Origin of the sequence: Pelomonas parva (assembly GCF_043555835.1) — a bacterium.
GTDB classification, from domain to species: domain Bacteria; phylum Pseudomonadota; class Gammaproteobacteria; order Burkholderiales; family Burkholderiaceae_C; genus Pelomonas; species Pelomonas parva.
Window position 1 is genome coordinate 605,387 of sequence record NZ_JBIGHV010000002.1, and the last position, 16,810, is coordinate 622,196.

The window sequence follows — 16,810 nt, forward strand, 5'->3', positions numbered from 1 at the left end:
GGCGAGTCACTTTCTTGGGCGCCCAAGAAAGTAACCAAAGAAACCGCCCCTGCAAAACCGGCCCTGCGGGCTGCCCTGCGATGCTCGAAGCCCAGGGCCGCGCCGAACTCGCTTCGTTCACTGCGCTCACTACGCTCAAACAAGCGTCGCGAGTCAGTTCTTGAAGCGTGCTGCGCACGCGCCCTGGGCTTCTGCGCTTCTCGGCGGTTTTGAAGGGGAGATCCAGGAACAGCCGAACAGCCAACAGCCAAACCCGAAAGCCGTTCGCACCGAGGTATTTCTCTTCCCCCCTCTGAGCCCGCCGAGAAGCGCAGGGCCTTGAGCCCGCGAGCGAAGCTCGCCTCGACAACTGACTCGCGCCGCTTGTTTGAGCAGAGCGTAGCGGAGCGAGTTCGGCGCGCGGGCTCAAGGACCGAGCATCGCAGGGGAGCCCGCTGCGAAGCTAAGGGCCGGGCGGTTCGGGGGCGGTTTCTTTGCTTACTTTCTTGGGCGCCCAAGAAAGTGAGTCGCCCGCCGGGGCGAAATCCCGGCATGGGCCTGGCCACAAAGCCAAAGCAACGAATAGCGCCCTTCACCCCACCTGCTCCACCAACTGAAAGATCGGCAGATACATCAACACCACCACCGTGCCGATCACCAACCCCATCACCAGCATCAACGCCGGATTCACCAGCCGCGTCACCAGCTCCGACAGCCGCGACAACTCCTCGTCGTAGAACCCAGCCGCCTGCGCCAGCATTGAACCCAGCTCGCCGCTGTGCTCGCCCACTCGCAGCATGCGCAGCGACACCGGCGTCGCCAGCCCCTCGCGCTGCAGGCCCACAGACAAGCGCTCACCCAACCGCACTGCCTCGGTCGCCCGATCCAGTGCCGCACGCAAATGCGCTGCCGCGACCCCGCGCGCGTTGACCAGCGCCGGCACGATGGGCACTCCCGCCAGCAACAGCATCGCCAGGCAGCGATACAGCTGCGCCAGCGCCAGCAGATGCAGCTTCGGCCCGATCAGCGGCAGCCGCCACAGCTTCGCCAGCAGCGCCTCACGCAAGCCACGCCGCCAGGCCACGACAGGCAGCACCACAAGACCTGCAGCCATCAACAGCAGCGCCATCGGATGCTCGCCACTGAACGCGCCCACGGCAATCAGCGCACGCGACGCGAACGGCAGGTCGCCGCCCGCGCCCTCCAGCAACCCCGCAAAACGCGGCACGACAAAGACGAGCAGGAACAGCACGACGGCCGTGCCCGCCGCGACCAGCATGGCCGGATAGATGGCCGCAGCCACCAGCTTGCCGCGCAGCTGCTCCACCCAGGCCAGGTAGCTCGCCTGCTCGAACAGCGCCTGTTCGACCTGGCCGCTGCGCTCGCTGGCCTCCACCACGGCGACGAACAGCGCGTCAAAGGCCAGCGGCTGCGAGGCCAGCGCGGCCGAGAAGGATTCGCCCAGCTGGATGCGCGCGACCACGCCCGCCAGCGCGGCGCTGACGGCCGGCGGGTTGTCCTGCGACTGCAGCGTTTGCAGCGCCTCCAGCAGTGGGATGCCGGCACGCAGCAGCACGGCCAGCTGCTGCGCGAACTGTCGGCGCGGGAAGCGGCCCGCGCCCGCCTTCAATGGTTTGACGGCAATGGGCTCGACGGCCAGCAGCGCGGCAGGGGATAGCCCGAGCGCCGTGGCCACGCCGCTCGCGTCCGCCGCCTGCACCCGGGCCTGCGCCGGTTGGCGCTGGGCATCCAGGTAGCGGACGTCGAACTCGGGCATGGTCAGCACGTCACCAGGAGGTGAGGTCCGCGTCCTCGCCCTCGCCGCCGGGCCGGCCGTCCTTGCCCAGGCTCAGCAGGTCGTACTCGCCATGCTCGCCCGGGCTGCGGTATTGATAGTCCTGGCCCCAGGGGTCCTTGGGCAAGGCCTTGCTCAGATACGGCCCCGCCCACTTGGGCTCGTCGGCCGGCTTGGCCACCAGCACGGCCAGGCCTTGCTCGGTGCTCGGATAGCGGCCGACATCGAGGCGGAACTGGTCCAGCGACTTGGTCAGCGCATCGATCTGCGCGCGGGCGGCCTTGACCTCGCTCTTGCCGATCTGGCCGAAGAACTTGGGGCCGACATAGCCCGCCAGCAGGCCGATGATGACCATGACGACGAGCAGTTCCAGCAGCGTGAAGCCGCGTTGGGAGATGGGGTGGGTGGGTGTGCTCATGGGCCGTGCAGCGTATGAAGCTGCGGTGACCGGCGCGTGAATGAATATGAGATGACAACGTCAATGAGCCGTTCGGCTCATGTCATGGGGGTTTCACCGGACTTTCCTAACGTGACGGTGTGAAGACACCACCTCTGACCCCACCGCCCAAGCCCGCCACAAGCGGGTTTCGTTTCAACCAGTTCGTCGCCGCCGCAACCATCGCCACCGTGGCCGCATCTGCCGTCGGCCTGGCCGTGCAGCTGCCGCCGGCCGAGGCTGCGCAGGCGCGCCATGGCACGACGCTGGTCGTCAAGCTGAGCGACGAAGGCCTAGACGGCGCGCAGCAGCGGGCGCTGCTGGGCCGCGTGCTCGCCGATGCCGGCCTGCCGCTGCAGGCCGAGCGCCCGCTGGGTGCCGGTTGGTGGCGGCTGCAGGCGGGCGCCGAGGTGGACGCTGCGGCCAAGGCGGGCTGGCTGGCCGCTCTGCGTGCCGACACGCGCCTGGCCCACGCCATGCCCGACCTGCGCGAACAGCGTGCGGCCGTGCCCAACGACCCGCTGTTCCGCGCTACCGACCCAGCCAACGCCCAGTGGTGGCTGGACGACCAGAACGACACGAGCAATGCCGGCGCGGCCGGCTTCACCAAGGCCTGGGACACGACCACCGGCGCGGCGACACCCGTCATCGCGGTGCTGGACTCGGGCGTCACGACCCACGGCGACCTGGCCACCAACCTGCTGCCGGGCTACGACTTCGTCAGCAGCCCGCTCTTTGCCAACAAGGGCGGCAGCGCCCGCGGTCCGGGAGCCAATGATCCGGGCGACGTGCTCAGTGCCGCCGAGCAGGCCACGACCAATCCGGATGGCTCAAAGCCTTTCGATGGCTGCCTTGTCAATGCCAGCAGCAGCTGGCACGGCACGCTGGTGGCCGGCCAGCTGGGCGCGGTGACGAACAACAACGGCGGCGTGGCCGGCATCAACTGGAATGCGCGCATCCTGCCGGTGCGCGTGTCGGGCAAATGCGGCGCCTCGGTGGCCGACATGGTCGACGGCATGCGCTGGGCCGCGGGCCTCACCGTGGCCGGCGTGCCGGCCAATCCCAACCCGGCCAAGATCGTTGTCATCGGCTTTGCCGGCGTCACCTCCTGCAGCGCGACGGACAGCAACCCCGACGTGGCGGCAGCAGCGCGGCTTTACCAGGACGCCATTGCCGAGCTGCGTGCGCGCAACGTGCTCATCGTTGCCGCAGCGGGCAACCTGCGCGGCGCCGTGGGCCGGCCGGCCAATTGCAGCGGCGTCTTCGGCGTCGCGGCGGCAAACCGCCAGGGCTTCAAGGCGATCTATTCCAACTTCGGTGCCGAAGTGCAGTTGCTCGCACCCGGCGGCGACGCCGATTACCGGCGCACCTGCGACACCGAGCTGGCCGACAGCGGCGTTGTGTCGACCATCAACACCGGCGCGACGGCGCCCTCGACGGCGGGCTATGGCGCCGTCAGCGGCACCAGCTTCGCGGCCCCGCAGGTGGCGGGCGCGGCAGCGCTGATGTGGTCGGCCAACGCCGGCCTGACGCTGGCCCAGGTGGAAGCCGGCCTCAAGGCCAGCGCGCGGCCGCATGTGACGGCCTATGCGCTGGGCCATTGCACGACGACCAACAACAGCCGCTGCACGCTGCAGACGACCACCGGCGGCGCAGGCCTGCTGGATGCCGCCGAGGCGGTCAAGTACGCGCTGGCGCCGACCACGTACACCGCGCCGACGCGCGCCTCGCTGGGCCTGCAGAGCGCCAACCTGAACCGCTGCGGCCAGGCCCAGGGGAGCACGGCGATTCCGCTGACGCCCCCGCCGCCTCCTCCCCCGCCACCGCCTCCTCCCCCGCCGCCACCGCCGCCGGCACCGACGCCTCCGAGCGGGGATTCAGGTGGCGGTGGTGGCGGCGCGGCGTCGGCATGGTGGCTGGCCGGGCTGGCTGCCGGCGCGCTCGCGCTTCGTCCGCGCCGCCGACCGCGCTGAGCTTCAGCCGCCCAGCCCCCAAGCGGCGGTGAGTGTCACGCCGGCAAGCCAGGCGCTGGTCGCCAGCATCAGCAGCACCAGCCGCCAGCCGGCGCTGGCGAGGTGGGGGAAGGAGGTCTTCATGCCCAGCCCCGCCACGCCCAGCATCAGGCAGGCGCGCGAGGTGGTGTTCAGTGGCTCCTGCAGCCCGTGCAGCCAGCCCAGCGAGTTGAGCGCGGCCAGCGCGATGAACAGCCACAGGAAGCCCGGCATCAGCCCGCCCAGGCGCATCACCATGGGGGCCTTCGGCGGCGCCGGCTTGCGGCAGGCCATGGACACACCCAGCACCACCACGACCAGCAGGCTGACCCGCAGCAGCTTGACCAGCGTGGCCGCGTCGCCCGCAGCGGGCGAGATCGAATAGCCCGCCACCACCACCTGTGCCACGTCGTGGATGCTGCCGCCCAGGAACAGGCCCGCGCCGGCGGGCGAGAGACCCAGCTGCAGCGCGATCAGCGGATAGGCCACCATGGCGGCCGTCGACAGCAGGGTGGCCATCACGGCGACGATGACGGCATGGTGCGTGTTGGACGTGTCGCCGTCGCGCGCCTGCGGCAGCACCGCACCTATGGCCAGCGCCGCCGACGCGCCGCAGATGGCCGTGGCCCCGCCCGCCAGCACGCCAACGGCCCAGGGCAGGCGCAAGGCCTTGGCGCCCCACCAGCCGCACAGCAGCGTGCTCGCAACCGCGCCCAACACGATGAGCACGGTCGGCCAGCCCAGGGCCGCCACCTGCTCCCAGGCGATGCGTGCGCCCAGCAGCCCCACGCCCAGGCGCAGCACGGTGCGGCTGCAGAAATCCACACCCGCCACCGTGCGGTCCTCGGGGTTGTGGCTGTGCAGCGCCGCGCCGAACAGCAGCGCGTACAGCATCGGCGGGCCCTGGTGCAGCGCGGCCACGAAGGACGCGGCCAGCGCGATCAGCACGCAGGTGGCCCAGCCCGGCCAGACGCGGCGAAGGGCCTGGCCCGGAGCGTCTAGAAGGGCTGTGCGGGCCAGCATTACTTTTCTACAAAGGCCCGCTCGATGACGAAGTGCCCCGGATGGCTCATGTTGCCCTCCGTCATGCCCATGACGTCGAACAGCGCGCGCGTGTCGCGCAGCATCTCGGGGCTGCCGCACAGCATGAAGCGGTCGTTCTCTATGCACAGCGGCGGCAGGCCGAGGTCCTGGGCCAGCTTGCCGCTCTGCATCAGCGTCGGGATGCGGCCCTGGTTGCGGAAGGGCTCGCGCGTCACCGTGGGGTAGTACAGGAGCTTCTCGCGCACCTGGTCGCCGAAGTACTCGTTGTCGGGCAGCTCGCGGGTGATGACGTCCTCATACGCCAGCTCCGCCACCTGGCGGCAGCCGTGCACGAGGATGACCTTCTCGTACTGCTCGTAGACCTCGGGGTCGCGCACCATGGCCATGAAGGGCGCCAGCCCGGTGCCGGTGGACAGCAGGTAGAGGTGGCGGCCGGGCAGCAGGTTCTGCGTCAGCAGCGTGCCCGAGGCCTTGCGGCCGATCTGGATCTTGTCGCCGGCCTGGATGTGCTGTAGGCGAGATGTCAGCGGGCCGTCGGGCACCTTGATGCTGAGGAACTCCAGCGTCTCCTCCCAGTGCGGGCTGACGACGCTGTAGGCGCGCAGCAGCGGCTTGCCGTCGACCATCAGGCCCAGCATCGTGAACTGGCCGCTCTGGAAGCGGAAGGCCGGGTCGCGGGTGCAGGTGAAGGAGAACTGCCGGTCGGTCCAGTGGCGGACGTCCAGCACCTCGGCGTCGAAGAGAACGCTCATTGCTCAAGCCTCCAGGGCAAGTTGGTGGAGATAGGGCCAGGGATAGATGCCGCGGTCGTGGCCGTCGCTGAAGACCAACTGCACGCCCGTCTCGCCGACCGGGTTGATGCCGGTCAGCGCCGTGTCGACAGGCGCGGCCAGCGGATTGCCGTCGCGGCGGCGCTTTTCGCAGACCGAGCATTTGCAGGCCGAGCGCAGCTGCGGCGCCGTGAAGTGGGCCTCGCGGCCATCGGCCCAGCCCAGTTCGAGCATGCCGCTGGCCTGGTGCCACACCAGCTGGGTGGGCACCGTGTCGGTGTAGGGGGTCATGGCGGCTTCTACACCAGGTGGCCGACGCCCTGCGGGCCGACCTCGGTGCTCAGGCCCACGAGGCCGCCGTCGCTCAGCTCGCCGCCCATCGCGGCGATGCTCTCCTCGCGGATCAGGCCCTTGATCTGCTTGACCATGGCTGCGAACTCGGGCTCGGAGGTCATGGCCGCCGTGCGCGGCCGCGGCAGCGGCACGTCCAGCTCGGCCTTGATGCGCCCGGGGCGTGCCGTCATCACATAGATGCGGTCGGACAGGAACACCGCCTCCTCGATGTCGTGCGTGATGAACAGCACCGAGATGCGCAGGCGCTGCCACATGTTGGTCAGGATCTCCTGCATGACCACGCGGGTCTGCGAGTCCAGCGCGCCGAAGGGCTCGTCCATCAGCAGCACCTGCGGGCTGGTGGCCAGTGCGCGGACGATGCCCACGCGCTGCTTCATGCCGCCGGAGAGCTGGTCGGGGTAGTGGTTCTCGAACGCCAGCAGTCCGGCCAGGCCCAGCAGCGTGCGCGCCTGCGCCTGGCGCTCGTTGGCGGATGCGCCCTTCATACGCAGGCCGAACTCGACGTTCGCGCGCACCGTCATCCACGGGAACAGCGAGTACTGCTGGAACACCACGCCGCGGTCCGAGCCCGGGCCGGTGATGCGCTGGCCGTCCAGCAGCACCTGGCCACCGGTGGGCTTGAGGAAGCCGGCCACCGCGTTCAGCAGCGTCGACTTGCCGCAGCCGGAAGGGCCGATCAGCGACACGAACTCGCCGGGCCGCACATGCACGTTTGCGGAGCGCACGGCCTCGAAGTCCTGGCCCTTGCTTTGGAAGCGGATGTGCAGGTCGCGCACGTCGACGCGGCCATGGGATGCAACGCTCATGTCCATCATGGGGCTCCGGTTGAGTGGGCTTGCCAGGGCATGGCGAGCTTGGCGAGGAGCCTGATGGCGCCGCTGCACAGCAGGCCCAGCACGCCGATGGTGATCATGCCGAGCGCGATCTCGGCATAGCTGATCAGCGAGTAGGCCTCCCAGGTGAAGTAGCCGATGCCGAACTGCCCCGAGATCATCTCGGCGGCGATCAGCGACACCCACGCCACGCCCATGCCCACCGCCAGGCCCGTGAAGATGTGCGGCAGCGCGCCGGGCAGCACGACGTGGCGCAGCAGGCTGGCCTCGCCGGCGCCCAGCGTGCGCGCCGCGCGCAGCAGCACCGGGTCGATGGCCTCCACGCCGTGCACGGTGTTGAGCAGGATGGGGAAGAAGGCGCCGAGGAAGGTGATGAAGACGATGCTCACCTCGTTGTCCGGCCACAGCATGATGGACATGGGCACCCAGGCGATGGCCGGGATGGGGCGGAAGACCTCCAGCGCCGGCATGGCCAGTGCGCGCGCCCAGCGGTAGCGGCCGATCACCACGCCCAGGCCCACGCCCAGCGCGGTGGCCACCAGGAAGCCCAGCAGGATGCGCCGCACGCTGATGCCGATGTTGGTGACGAACTTGGGGCTCTGGTTGACCTCCACCACCTTCTCCAGTACCTGGGCCGGCGTCGGGATGTTGTTGAAGCGGATGTAGGCGTCCAGCTTGTAGTGCGTGGCCAGTTGCCAGAACAGCAGCACGCTGGCGATGGAGATGGCCCCCAGCAGCGCCGCCGCGCCCCGGCCCTGCCAGAAGCGTTGCCACAGGCTGGGTGCGGTGGCCGCCGGCAGCGGCAGGGGCAGGGGCGTCACGCCCTGGCCGATGTGGGTGGGCGGCGTGGGCTTGTGCACCGCCGCTGCAGCAGCAACGGCGGGCGGCGCATAGGCCTGGAGGTGGGGCAGGGCGCTCATGGTGTCACTTCGTGCTGGCGACAACGATGGCCGAGGCCTGGCCCAGCGCTTCTGCGAAGGTGGCGAGCCGGCCGTTGTTCTTGGCGGCATAGGCCTCGGCGTCCTTCTTCAGCAGGAAGGGCACGGCCACCGGCGCCTTGGGGTTGCTGGTGTCGACCGCGTAGAAGGCCTTGTCGGCGACGACCTTGATGCCCAGCGCCTTGTCGTAAAGGTAGGCCACGTTGACCTTCTTGCCCGCGGCCTCGTACTGCTTCACGCCGGCCAGCAGGCAGGAGGGCGAACTGACCGGGACGATCTCGCCTGTGGACAGCCAGATCTCGCCCGCGTCCTTGGGGCGCGTGACCGGCACCTTGCAGATGGGGTCGGTGCCGGTGATGTCGTAGTTGGCCAGCGTCTGCTTCTGCGCCTCGTAGTCCTGGCCGCGCTGCTTGAAGGCTTCGCGCAGATAGCTTTCGTTGACCCAGGCGGGGATGTCGAATTCCTTGACGCGGCCCAGCTTGGACAGCACGCCGTGGGCGATCTTGATGGTCTCGACCCAGCGCGGCTTGATGCTCGGGTCCAGCGTGTGGATGCCGCCCGGGCCGAGGAAGAGATAGACCACCTCCTTCTCGATCTTGGTCCACTCCTGGATCTTGGCGGCGGCCAGCTTGGGGTCCTTGCGCAGCCAGTCGTTGGCCTCCATCAGCGCCTTGATGTAGGCGACCACGGCCTCGGGGTATTTGTCGGCGAACTCCTTGCGCACGACGACGCCGTGGAAGGTCGGGATCTTGGTCTGCGCGCCGTCGAAGATCTTGCGCGCGAAGCCGCGGTGCGGCAGCAGGTCGGCAAAGGGCACGAAGTCGCCGTGGCCGTCGATCTTCTTTTCCTGCAGGTTGGTGGTGCCCACCTCGGGGCTCTGGCTGACCAGGTTCCAGTAGTCCGCAGGCCAGCCGCGCTCCTGCATGGCCTGCAGCATCATGCCGTGGGCGGCTGAGCCGAAGGGCACCGAGACCGTCTTGCCCTTGAGGTCTGCCAGCTCGTAGTAGGGGCTGTCCTTGTGCACCACCACGCCGTTGCCCGAGCCGAAGGCGTTGTAGGCGATGACGGCGACCAGCAGCGTCTCGTTGCCCTTGTTCTGCTGGCCGGTGGCGCCGTTCACCAGCAGCGGGTAGTCGCCCATCATGCCGATCTGCAGCTTGTTGGCGATCATGCCGTTGGTGACCGGCGGGCCGGAGGTGAAGTTCTGCCAGTCGAGCTTCCACTCGATGTTGGCGTACTTGCCCGTCTTGGGCAGGTGCTTCTCCAGGAGCTTCATCTCCTTGAGCACGATGCCGCCGGTCACCGTGTTGGTGGTGGTGTTCTGCGTGCCTATGCCGATGGTCACCACCTGCTTGGCGGCCTGGGCGGTCGGCGCCAGGAAGACCGCGCAGAGCGCGAGGCACTTCACGAGCGAGGAAGGGATTTGCGAGAGCTGGGTCAACTTCATCTCAATCTCCTGGCAGTCGGGTAGGTTCAAAAGCAGCGGCGCAAGATCGGTGCCTGCGCTGTGTCGGATATCAGGCGGGCTGGGCGGTCTCCGTCAGCAGCGCGCGCTTGTGGGGCTGGTTCGCCCAGTGCTCGGCGTCGGGCAGCGGGTCCTGCGCGGCGGTGATGAGCGGCCATTGCGCGGCGAGGCGGCGGTTCAGTTCGATGTATTCGCGCTGCTCGGCGGGCAAGTCCTTCTCGTCGAAGATGGCCTCGACGGGGCACTCGGGCACGCAGACGCCGCAGTCGATGCAGACCTCGGGGTCGATGACGAGAAAGTCGGGGCCTTCGTGGAAGCACTCCACGGGGCAGGCCGCGACGCAGTCGGTGTACTTGCAGCGGATGCAAGCCTCGGTGACGACGAAGCTCATGCTGCACCTCCCGCCGGGCCGTCCCAAGGCAGGTGCGCGCCCCCTCGGGGGGCAGCGAACGCAAGTGAGCGTGGGGGCTTCATGCATTGCTCCCGTTCATCTGGATGGTGGTGAGCGCCAGCTTGGACAGCTTGCGCACGTCGGGGTCGGGGTCGCGCAGCGTGCGCTCCAGCGGCGTGATGGCGCGCGGGTCGCCGATCTCGCCGAGCGCGATGACGGCCTCCTTGCGCAGGTTGCTGACCGGGTGGATCAGCGCCTCCACCAGCGCCATCACGCCGTCACGCGCCTTCAGCTTGCCCAGGGACCGCGCGGCTTTCACGCGCACCTGCCAGAACTCGTCGTCCATGGCCCGCACGAGGTTGGGCACGCCGAGGATGGAGCCCGTCTTGGCGAAGGTCGTGGCGGCTTCCTCGCGCACCTGCCACACCGGGTCGGCGAGGGCCCGGCTCAGCGCGGGATGCACGCTGACGTCGGCATCGTTGGCAAAGCTCAGCGCGCCCACCGCGACGCGGCGCACCTCGGCGTCGTCGTCGTGCGCCGCGACCTCGGTCAGCGCGGAGATGGCCTGCGGCTTTTTCAGATAGCCCAGCACGCTGACGGCCGCGCGGCGCACTTTCGCGTCCGCATGTGCCAGCGCCGCCATGGCCGGGTCAAAGGCAGCGTCCACGCGCAAGGCCTTCACGGCCTGCAGCGCGGCGGCCTGCACCTCGGGGTCGGCGTCGCTGAGGTAGGGCAGCAGCGCGGTGGCCGAGGCCGGGTCCTTCAGTTCGGCCAGCGTGTAGGCGACGGCGGCGCGCACGTCGGCGTCCTCGTCCTTCAGCAGCGGCGCCAGCGCAGCCAGCACCTCGGGCTCCTCGAAGCCTTCCAGCGCCTTGGCGGCTTCGAGCCGCACGGTGGCGTCAGCGTCCGACAGCGCCGCGATCAGCAGCGGCGCAATGTCGTCTTCCTCGTCGGTGTAGGGCAGGTCGATGACGGCGATGCGGCGCACGCCGGCATCGGGATTGCGGAGGCGGTCATGGAGGGTGGCCATCGTGATCACCTCACCAGGTAGGGGATGTCGACGCGCACCGCGCCGGTGGGGCAGTCCTTCTCGCAGGGCATGCAGTACCAGCATTCATCGAACTTCATGAACGCCTTGTTCTTGCTCAGGTCGATGGCCAGCACGTCGAGCGGGCAGACGTCGACGCAGACGGTGCAGCCCTTGTCGGCGATGCACTTGTCCTCGTCGATGACGACGGGGGCTTGTGTTCGGGTGATTGCAATGGTCATGGCGATCTCCTCGTTAGGCTGCAGCCGGGGTGGCGACGCGCAGGCGCTGATAGGCGGACTTCTCTTCCTCGTTCAGCTCCACGACGTAGGGCTCCACCTCGCGCTTGCGGAACACGGCGTTGCCGTTGGCGTCGCTGGTCACGTTGGTGTGGCAGAACCAGTCGGCGTCGTTCTTCTCCGGGTGGTCCACGCGCAGGTGGTACAGGCCCCAGCGGCTCTCGGTGCGGTAGAGCGACGCGCGCGCCGCCAGCTCGGCGCAGTCGCGGATGGTGTGGGCCTCCATGGCCCGCATCAGCTCGTGCGGGTCGGCCGCGCCCATGTGCTGCAAGTCCTCGCGGATCTCGTCGAAGCGCTGCAGGCCGATCTCCATCTTGCGGGTGACCTTGGGCGGCTGCAGGTAGTCGTTGACGATGCGGCGGGTCTTGTATTCGACCTGGAAGGGCGTGAGGCCTTCGACCTTGCCCAGCGGCGCGTAGACGCGGGCCTTCTCCTTCTCCACCTGGCCGGCGTCGAGCCCGGACTGCGCAACGCGGCTGACATAGTCCGCCGCGTTCTCGCCGCAGAACTTGCCGTAGACGAAGGCGCCCAGCATGTAGTTGTGCGGGATGCTGGCGCAGTCGCCGGCCGCATACAGCCCGGGGATGGAGCATTCGCCGCGCTCGTTGGTCCAGATGCCCGAAGCGCTGTGGCCGCTGCAGAAGCCGATCTCAGAGATGTGCATCTCGATCATCTGCTTGCGGTAGTCGGTGCCGCGGCCTTCGTGGAAGCGGCCGCGGCTGGGCCGCTCGTTGGTGTGCAGGATGTGCTCGATCTCGCTGATCGTTTCTTCAGCCAGGTGGTCGAGCTTCAGGAACACCGGGCCCTTGCCGCCTTCGAGTTCGTTGAAGAACTCCATCATCATCTGGCCGCTCCAGTAGTCGCACTCGATGAAGCGCTGGCCGGCGTTGTTGGACGTGTAGCCGCCGAACGGGCCGGTCACGTAGGCGCAGGCCGGGCCGTTGTAGTCCTTGATCAGCGGGTTGATCTGGAAGCACTCGAGGTTGGTCAGCTCGGCCCCTGCGTGATAGGCCATCACATGGCCCTCGCCGCAGTTGGTGGGGTTCTCGTAGGTGCCGAACAGATAGCCGCTGGCGGGCAGGCCCAGCCGCCCGGCCGCGCCGGTGCAGATGACGACGGCCTTGGCCTTGATGACGTGGAAGTCGGCCGTGCGGCAGTCAAAGCCCATGACGCCGGCGATCTCGCCGTCGGGCCCGGTCAGCAGCCTTGTCGCGACGACGCGGTTGGTGATCTCCACCCGCGCCCGCTTGAGCTGGCGGTACAGCACCCGCTTCATGTGGTGGCCCTCGGGCATGGGCAGCACATAACTGCCCAGGTGATGGACCTTGCGCACCGAGTAGTCGCCGGTCTCGTCCTTCTCGAACTTGATGCCCCAGCGGTCCAGCTCCTCGATCATCGGGAAGCTGTTGGCCGCGTAGGCATAGACACCCTTCTGGTCGACGATGCCGTCGTTGGCGACGGTGATCTCCTTGGTGTACTGCTCGGGTGTGGCATGGCCGGGGATGACGGCGTTGTTCAGGCCGTCCATGCCCATGCTGATGGCGCCGCTGCGCTTGACGTTGGCCTTGTCCAGCACCAGCACGCGCAGCTTGGGGTTCTTCTCCTTGGCCTTCACGGCGGCCATCGGGCCGCCGGTGCCGCCGCCGACGATGACGATGTCGTATTCGGTTTCGATCGTGTTCATGTGCTCGCTCTCCTCAAGAGGCTCGTTCCGAAACGGGAACGCGATCGACCCTGACCTTGTACTGAAAGGCGTCGCCGCGGTAATAGAGGTGCTCGTAGTCGATGGGCGCGCCATCGGCCGTGTGCGTGGTGCGTTCGATGAACAGCACCGGCGAGCCGGCCTCGACCTTGAGCTGCGCGGCCAGCATCTCGTCGGCCAGCGTCGAGCCGATCTGCAGTTCGGCGTGACCGAGGGCCAGGCCGTAGTCGTTCTCGAGGATGACGAAGATGTCGCGCGCCGCCAGGTCTTCCTTGGCCAGGCGCTGGCCTATGGACGAGGGCACATAGGTCACATCCAGCGAGATGGGCTCGCGGTTCAGGAAGCGCAGGCGCTGCAGCTCCGTGACCTTGGCGCGTTTGGGCAGGTGCAGCTTCTCGGCGACCTGCGGCGACGGCGTCACCGTCTTGATGGCCAGCACGCGGGCGAAGGTCTCGTAGCCCATCTGCCGCATCGCCTCGCCGAAGCCCTGCAGCCGGCCCAGGTCCTGGAAGGCCTTGGGCTTGGAGACGAAGCTGCCCTTGCCGTGAATGCGGAAGATCAGGCCCTCGTTCTGCAGGTCGTTGAGCGCCTGCCGCACGGTGATGCGGCTGACGTCGAACGCGGCCATCATCTCGCTCTCCGACGGCATCTGCTGATGCGGCTGGTAGCTGCCATCGAGGATGCGTGCGCGCAGGATCTCCTTGATCTGCGTGTACAGCGGCTGGGGTGACGACAGCTTGATCCGAGGCTCGCCGCCCAACTCGGGGGCGGTGACCAGCGTCAAGGATTTCCTAGCTGCGAGAGCGCCTTTGCTCATGGCCGTCCAACTCGTTATGACAAGTCAGTACGAGCACGAGCCGTGCCAGGTTTTATGCCGGCTGCGGACGAGGGTGCTTCAGCGCGGGCGAGACGCCCCTGACGCCCTGGCAGCGAGGGTGGAGATCCATGAATCCGCACCGGCAAGACGGGCGCTGAGGGCCGCACCGAGGCGGGCTGGTGCGCCAAACTTGAGCGCGCCGCCGCTCGTTTTCAGTGCGGCGCCGGCGCGATCAGCCCGGCATGGCGTCGGTGGACAGCGCCATCGTGCAGCGGTGCGGCAGCACGAAGCCGGTGGCGGCATCGGCGTAGGCCGTGGTCTGGATGAAGGGCGCCCACGACTGGACGGTGCCGAAGATGGTGGCGAAGGCCACGTCCGCCGCATCGCGGCCGGTGCCGAAGCGCACGAAGCCCATCGGAATGGCCGTGCCCGACGCGTCGAAGATGTACCAGCGCCCGCCCAGATAGACCTCGGCATAGGCGTGGAAGTCCGGCGGGCCCAGCACCGGGTCGGCGCCGTAGTCCGTGCCGGTCGTGAAGCGGGCCGGGATGTTCAGCGCCCGGCACAGCGCCACCATCAGGTGAGTGAAGTCGCGGCAGACGCCGGCGCGCTCGATCAAGGTGTCGACGGCGGACGTGGTCGAGTTGGACGTGTTCGATGCGAACGACACGTGGCGCTGTATCCACTCGGCGATGTACTGCACCCGGCCATAGCCCGCCGGCACCGAGCCGAACTCGGCGGTCGCCAGCTTGATGAGCCGGTCCGACTGGCAGTAGCGGCTGGGGTAGATGTACTGCAGCACCTCCAGCGGCAATTGGTGCACCGGCACTTCATGAAGGTCGGCGGGCTGGTCCTGGCGGTGGGCCAACTCTACGGTGGCCTCGTAGCTGATCTCCAGCGGGCCCGGCAGCGCCTGCAGGCGCAGATGGCGGTTGCCGGTGCGGCTGTCGGTCTGCAGCTCGGACGGGATGTTCTGGCTCAGCGTCAGGTTCTCGGACGAGACGCGCTGGCAGGGCGTGTAGGCCGGGTGGATGTTGAGGATGAAGTCAGCGCCGGGTGCAGACACTTCGTACTTCAGCTGCACTTGCAATTCCATGCGGATCATGCGGCGGTGCTTTCAATGGTTTGGGTGGCAATGGCGGCCTGCGGGGCGGGCCGTGGTGTGAAGTTCATCGGGTTGTCGCCGCGCACGCCGGCGCCGATCACGTCGTGGATGAAGGCGAGCTTGTCCAGCACGGCGTCTGGCATCGTGAACGGATAGCTGTCGCGCCCGCCGAGGCTGCGCGACATGGCGTTGATGAACTGCGACACCGGCAGCCAGTGCCGGATGACCTTGGCCTGCACGTCGGTCGCGTCGGCGGCGATCACCTCGGCCCGCACCGTGGTGCCGCCGGGCACCGCGTGGTCCAGCTGCAGGCCCCAGGAGGTGGCCGTCTCCAGCCCGTCCTGCAGGTGCATGTAGTGGGCCCAGCACTCCGCCCAGTCCTCCCAGGGGTGGGAGCTGGCATAGGCGCTGACGAAGCTTGTCTGCCAGTCGGCCTTGGGCGCGCTGTAGTGCTGCTTGAGCGCCTTGCCGTAGTCGGCCCGCTCGTCGCCGAACATCTCGCGGAACTTGCCGATGTTGGGTGTGTCGCGGATGAGCCGGTCCCAGTAGTAGTGGCCGATTTCATGGCGCAAGTGCCCCAGCAGCGTGCGGTAGGGCTCCCGCATCTGGGCACGCACGCGCTCGCGCTGGGCGTCGTCGGCCTCGGCGATGTTGAGCGTTATGAGGCCGTTGTCGTGGCCGGTCAGCACCTTCTTTTCGGGGTCGGTCTGTTCCATCAGCGCGAACGCGACGCCGTGCCGGGCGTCCTCGGCCTTGGACGGGAAGGGCAGGCGCCAGGACGCCAGGCTGTAGGCCAGCTGCCGCTTGGCGGCCTCGATGCTGCGCCAGTAGCCGTGGTTCTCGGCCTTGGCGAGCTGCGGGCGCACCTTGGTCGTGCGGCACGACAGGCACAGCGGCTCCGCCTCGCCCGCGCCGACCATCCAGTTGCAATGCACCGGCGCCACGTGGTTGGCGCAGCGCCGGAACGCCGCCGTGCCCGTCACGCGCAGCCAGTCGCCGCTTTCGTCCTCGTCGAACGAGCCGAGGGTCAGCTCCGCCGGGATGAAGCCCAGCCTGGCCTTGCAGACGTCGCAGGACGTGTTCTCGAAGAAGACGCGGGTTTGGCAGCGTTCGCAGCAGAAGGTTTTCATGGCGTTGGAGATGGATGGCCAGCAGGCGTGGCTTATCTTGACCGGCTGCCGGTTGCGGCGGTGTAGGCGAACCGAGCTTCCTGTGCTCGGCCGCAGAGAAAAATGAGATTCAGGCCCCAGGTAAACCCGTTTCGGGCGACATTCGGGGCCTGCCTAGAATTTGTTGCATCGCACCAGGAGACACCCGCATGGCGACTGCCCGCAAAAAGCCGGCATCCACGACCGAGAAAACCACCGGCCCCGACATCAACCCGGGCGTGCGCATTCTCAAGAAGTACCCCAACCGCCGCCTCTACGACACGCAGACCAGCAGCTACATCACGCTGGCCGACGTGAAGGCCATGGTGCTGGACGGCACCGCCTTCGAGGTGCACGACGCCAAGAGCAACGAGGACCTGACGCGCGCCATCCTGCTGCAGATCATCCTGGAGGAGGAGACCGGCGGCGTGCCGATGTTCTCGGCCAACTCGCTGGCGCAGATCATCCGCCTGTACGGCCATGCGATGCAGGGCGTCATGGGCGGGCTGCTGGAGCGCCAGATGCAGGCCTTCACCGACATGCAGCAGCGCTTCACCGAGCAGACGCCGGGCATGCCCTTCACGCCCGAGGCCTGGACGGGCCTGATGGGCGGCTATGCCGAGCAGTCCAAGACGCTGATGAACCAGTGGCAGGAACAGCTGAAATCGGCGGGTGCGCTGTTCCCGTTCGTGCCGAAAAAGTAAGGTCCGCGCCAC

At 68.2% G+C, this 16,810-nt stretch carries 17 protein-coding genes; 2 read left to right on the top strand and 15 right to left on the bottom strand.

Annotated features, from left to right (window positions below; genetic code table 11):
• Positions 1–571 precede the first annotated feature (571 nt).
• Positions 572–1,756, bottom strand: coding sequence for a type II secretion system F family protein (locus ACG00Y_RS06260; RefSeq protein ID WP_394477003.1), 1,185 nt, complete (start codon positions 1,754–1,756; stop codon positions 572–574).
• Positions 1,757–1,766: 10 nt separating this feature from the next.
• On the bottom strand, positions 1,767–2,192 hold the full coding sequence (gene gspG / locus ACG00Y_RS06265; protein ID WP_394477005.1) for a type II secretion system major pseudopilin GspG: 426 nt from the start codon (positions 2,190–2,192) through the stop codon (positions 1,767–1,769).
• Positions 2,193–2,311: 119 nt separating this feature from the next.
• Between gspG and ACG00Y_RS06270 the strand changes: the two genes are divergently transcribed.
• Positions 2,312–4,183: a S8 family serine peptidase gene (locus ACG00Y_RS06270; protein WP_394477006.1), complete on the top strand. Its 1,872-nt coding sequence runs from the start codon at positions 2,312–2,314 to the stop codon at positions 4,181–4,183.
• Between the two features lie 3 nt (positions 4,184–4,186).
• Here ACG00Y_RS06270 and ACG00Y_RS06275 read toward each other — a convergent pair whose 3' ends face one another.
• From ACG00Y_RS06275 to ACG00Y_RS06335, 13 genes are all read right to left on the bottom strand, one after another.
• Positions 4,187–5,224, bottom strand: a complete 1,038-nt coding sequence (locus ACG00Y_RS06275) for a YeiH family protein (protein WP_394477008.1) — start codon at positions 5,222–5,224, stop codon at positions 4,187–4,189.
• Entirely contained in the window at positions 5,224–5,997 is a 774-nt protein-coding gene (locus ACG00Y_RS06280; RefSeq protein WP_394477010.1) for a ferredoxin--NADP reductase, read from the bottom strand. Before ACG00Y_RS06280 ends, ACG00Y_RS06275 begins: the two co-directional genes overlap by 1 nt.
• A 3-nt stretch (positions 5,998–6,000) precedes the next feature.
• Positions 6,001–6,306, bottom strand: a complete 306-nt coding sequence (locus ACG00Y_RS06285; RefSeq protein WP_394477011.1) for a gamma-butyrobetaine hydroxylase-like domain-containing protein — start codon at positions 6,304–6,306, stop codon at positions 6,001–6,003.
• Positions 6,307–6,314: 8 nt separating this feature from the next.
• Positions 6,315–7,175 carry an ABC transporter ATP-binding protein gene (locus ACG00Y_RS06290; protein WP_394477013.1) on the bottom strand — a complete coding sequence of 287 codons (861 nt, stop codon included), beginning with the start codon at positions 7,173–7,175 and terminating at the stop codon, positions 6,315–6,317.
• A 5-nt stretch (positions 7,176–7,180) separates the two neighbouring features.
• Positions 7,181–8,122 (bottom strand): ABC transporter permease, encoded by a 942-nt coding sequence (locus tag ACG00Y_RS06295; RefSeq protein ID WP_394477015.1) that lies wholly within the window; start codon positions 8,120–8,122, stop codon positions 7,181–7,183.
• Between the two features lie 4 nt (positions 8,123–8,126).
• Positions 8,127–9,587 carry an ABC transporter substrate-binding protein gene (locus ACG00Y_RS06300; RefSeq protein WP_394477017.1) on the bottom strand — a complete coding sequence of 487 codons (1,461 nt, stop codon included), beginning with the start codon at positions 9,585–9,587 and terminating at the stop codon, positions 8,127–8,129.
• A gap of 70 nt (positions 9,588–9,657) precedes the next feature.
• Positions 9,658–9,996 (bottom strand): ferredoxin FdxA, encoded by a 339-nt coding sequence (fdxA, locus tag ACG00Y_RS06305; protein WP_394477018.1) that lies wholly within the window; start codon positions 9,994–9,996, stop codon positions 9,658–9,660.
• Between the two features lie 79 nt (positions 9,997–10,075).
• Entirely contained in the window at positions 10,076–11,026 is a 951-nt protein-coding gene (locus ACG00Y_RS06310) for a HEAT repeat domain-containing protein (RefSeq protein ID WP_394477020.1), read from the bottom strand.
• 5 nt (positions 11,027–11,031) lie between these two features.
• Positions 11,032–11,265, bottom strand: a complete 234-nt coding sequence (locus ACG00Y_RS06315; RefSeq protein WP_394477022.1) for a 4Fe-4S dicluster domain-containing protein — start codon at positions 11,263–11,265, stop codon at positions 11,032–11,034.
• A 13-nt stretch (positions 11,266–11,278) separates the two neighbouring features.
• A complete protein-coding gene (locus tag ACG00Y_RS06320) occupies positions 11,279–13,006 on the bottom strand; it encodes a fumarate reductase/succinate dehydrogenase flavoprotein subunit (RefSeq protein ID WP_394477024.1) in 1,728 nt (575 codons plus the stop codon).
• 13 nt (positions 13,007–13,019) lie between these two features.
• Positions 13,020–13,808, bottom strand: coding sequence for a GntR family transcriptional regulator (locus ACG00Y_RS06325; protein WP_394477026.1), 789 nt, complete (start codon positions 13,806–13,808; stop codon positions 13,020–13,022).
• 265 nt (positions 13,809–14,073) lie between these two features.
• The gene (locus tag ACG00Y_RS06330; RefSeq protein WP_394477028.1) at positions 14,074–14,946 is read right to left on the bottom strand and encodes a transglutaminase-like domain-containing protein; all 873 of its coding nucleotides are present in this window, start codon (positions 14,944–14,946) and stop codon (positions 14,074–14,076) included.
• Positions 14,943–16,076 carry a zinc-binding metallopeptidase family protein gene (locus tag ACG00Y_RS06335; RefSeq protein WP_394477030.1) on the bottom strand — a complete coding sequence of 378 codons (1,134 nt, stop codon included), beginning with the start codon at positions 16,074–16,076 and terminating at the stop codon, positions 14,943–14,945. Before ACG00Y_RS06335 ends, ACG00Y_RS06330 begins: the two co-directional genes overlap by 4 nt.
• Positions 16,077–16,264: 188 nt before the next feature.
• Between ACG00Y_RS06335 and phaR the strand changes: the two genes are divergently transcribed.
• Positions 16,265–16,798: a polyhydroxyalkanoate synthesis repressor PhaR gene (phaR, locus tag ACG00Y_RS06340; RefSeq protein WP_394477032.1), complete on the top strand. Its 534-nt coding sequence runs from the start codon at positions 16,265–16,267 to the stop codon at positions 16,796–16,798.
• Positions 16,799–16,810: the final 12 nt, after the last annotated feature.

Coding starts and splice junctions, on each gene's coding strand:
- ACG00Y_RS06315 (WP_394477022.1), bottom strand. CDS start 11,265: ATGACCATTGCAATCACCCGAACACAAGCCCCCGTCGTCATCGACGAG.
- gspG (WP_394477005.1), bottom strand. CDS start 2,192: ATGAGCACACCCACCCACCCCATCTCCCAACGCGGCTTCACGCTGCTG.
- fdxA (WP_394477018.1), bottom strand. CDS start 9,996: ATGAGCTTCGTCGTCACCGAGGCTTGCATCCGCTGCAAGTACACCGAC.
- ACG00Y_RS06260 (WP_394477003.1), bottom strand. CDS start 1,756: ATGCCCGAGTTCGACGTCCGCTACCTGGATGCCCAGCGCCAACCGGCG.
- ACG00Y_RS06300 (WP_394477017.1), bottom strand. CDS start 9,587: ATGAAGTTGACCCAGCTCTCGCAAATCCCTTCCTCGCTCGTGAAGTGC.
- ACG00Y_RS06330 (WP_394477028.1), bottom strand. CDS start 14,946: ATGATCCGCATGGAATTGCAAGTGCAGCTGAAGTACGAAGTGTCTGCA.
- ACG00Y_RS06280 (WP_394477010.1), bottom strand. CDS start 5,997: ATGAGCGTTCTCTTCGACGCCGAGGTGCTGGACGTCCGCCACTGGACC.
- ACG00Y_RS06310 (WP_394477020.1), bottom strand. CDS start 11,026: ATGGCCACCCTCCATGACCGCCTCCGCAATCCCGATGCCGGCGTGCGC.
- ACG00Y_RS06290 (WP_394477013.1), bottom strand. CDS start 7,175: ATGAGCGTTGCATCCCATGGCCGCGTCGACGTGCGCGACCTGCACATC.
- ACG00Y_RS06275 (WP_394477008.1), bottom strand. CDS start 5,224: ATGCTGGCCCGCACAGCCCTTCTAGACGCTCCGGGCCAGGCCCTTCGC.
- ACG00Y_RS06335 (WP_394477030.1), bottom strand. CDS start 16,076: ATGAAAACCTTCTGCTGCGAACGCTGCCAAACCCGCGTCTTCTTCGAG.
- phaR (WP_394477032.1), top strand. CDS start 16,265: ATGGCGACTGCCCGCAAAAAGCCGGCATCCACGACCGAGAAAACCACC.
- ACG00Y_RS06285 (WP_394477011.1), bottom strand. CDS start 6,306: ATGACCCCCTACACCGACACGGTGCCCACCCAGCTGGTGTGGCACCAG.
- ACG00Y_RS06295 (WP_394477015.1), bottom strand. CDS start 8,122: ATGAGCGCCCTGCCCCACCTCCAGGCCTATGCGCCGCCCGCCGTTGCT.
- ACG00Y_RS06320 (WP_394477024.1), bottom strand. CDS start 13,006: ATGAACACGATCGAAACCGAATACGACATCGTCATCGTCGGCGGCGGC.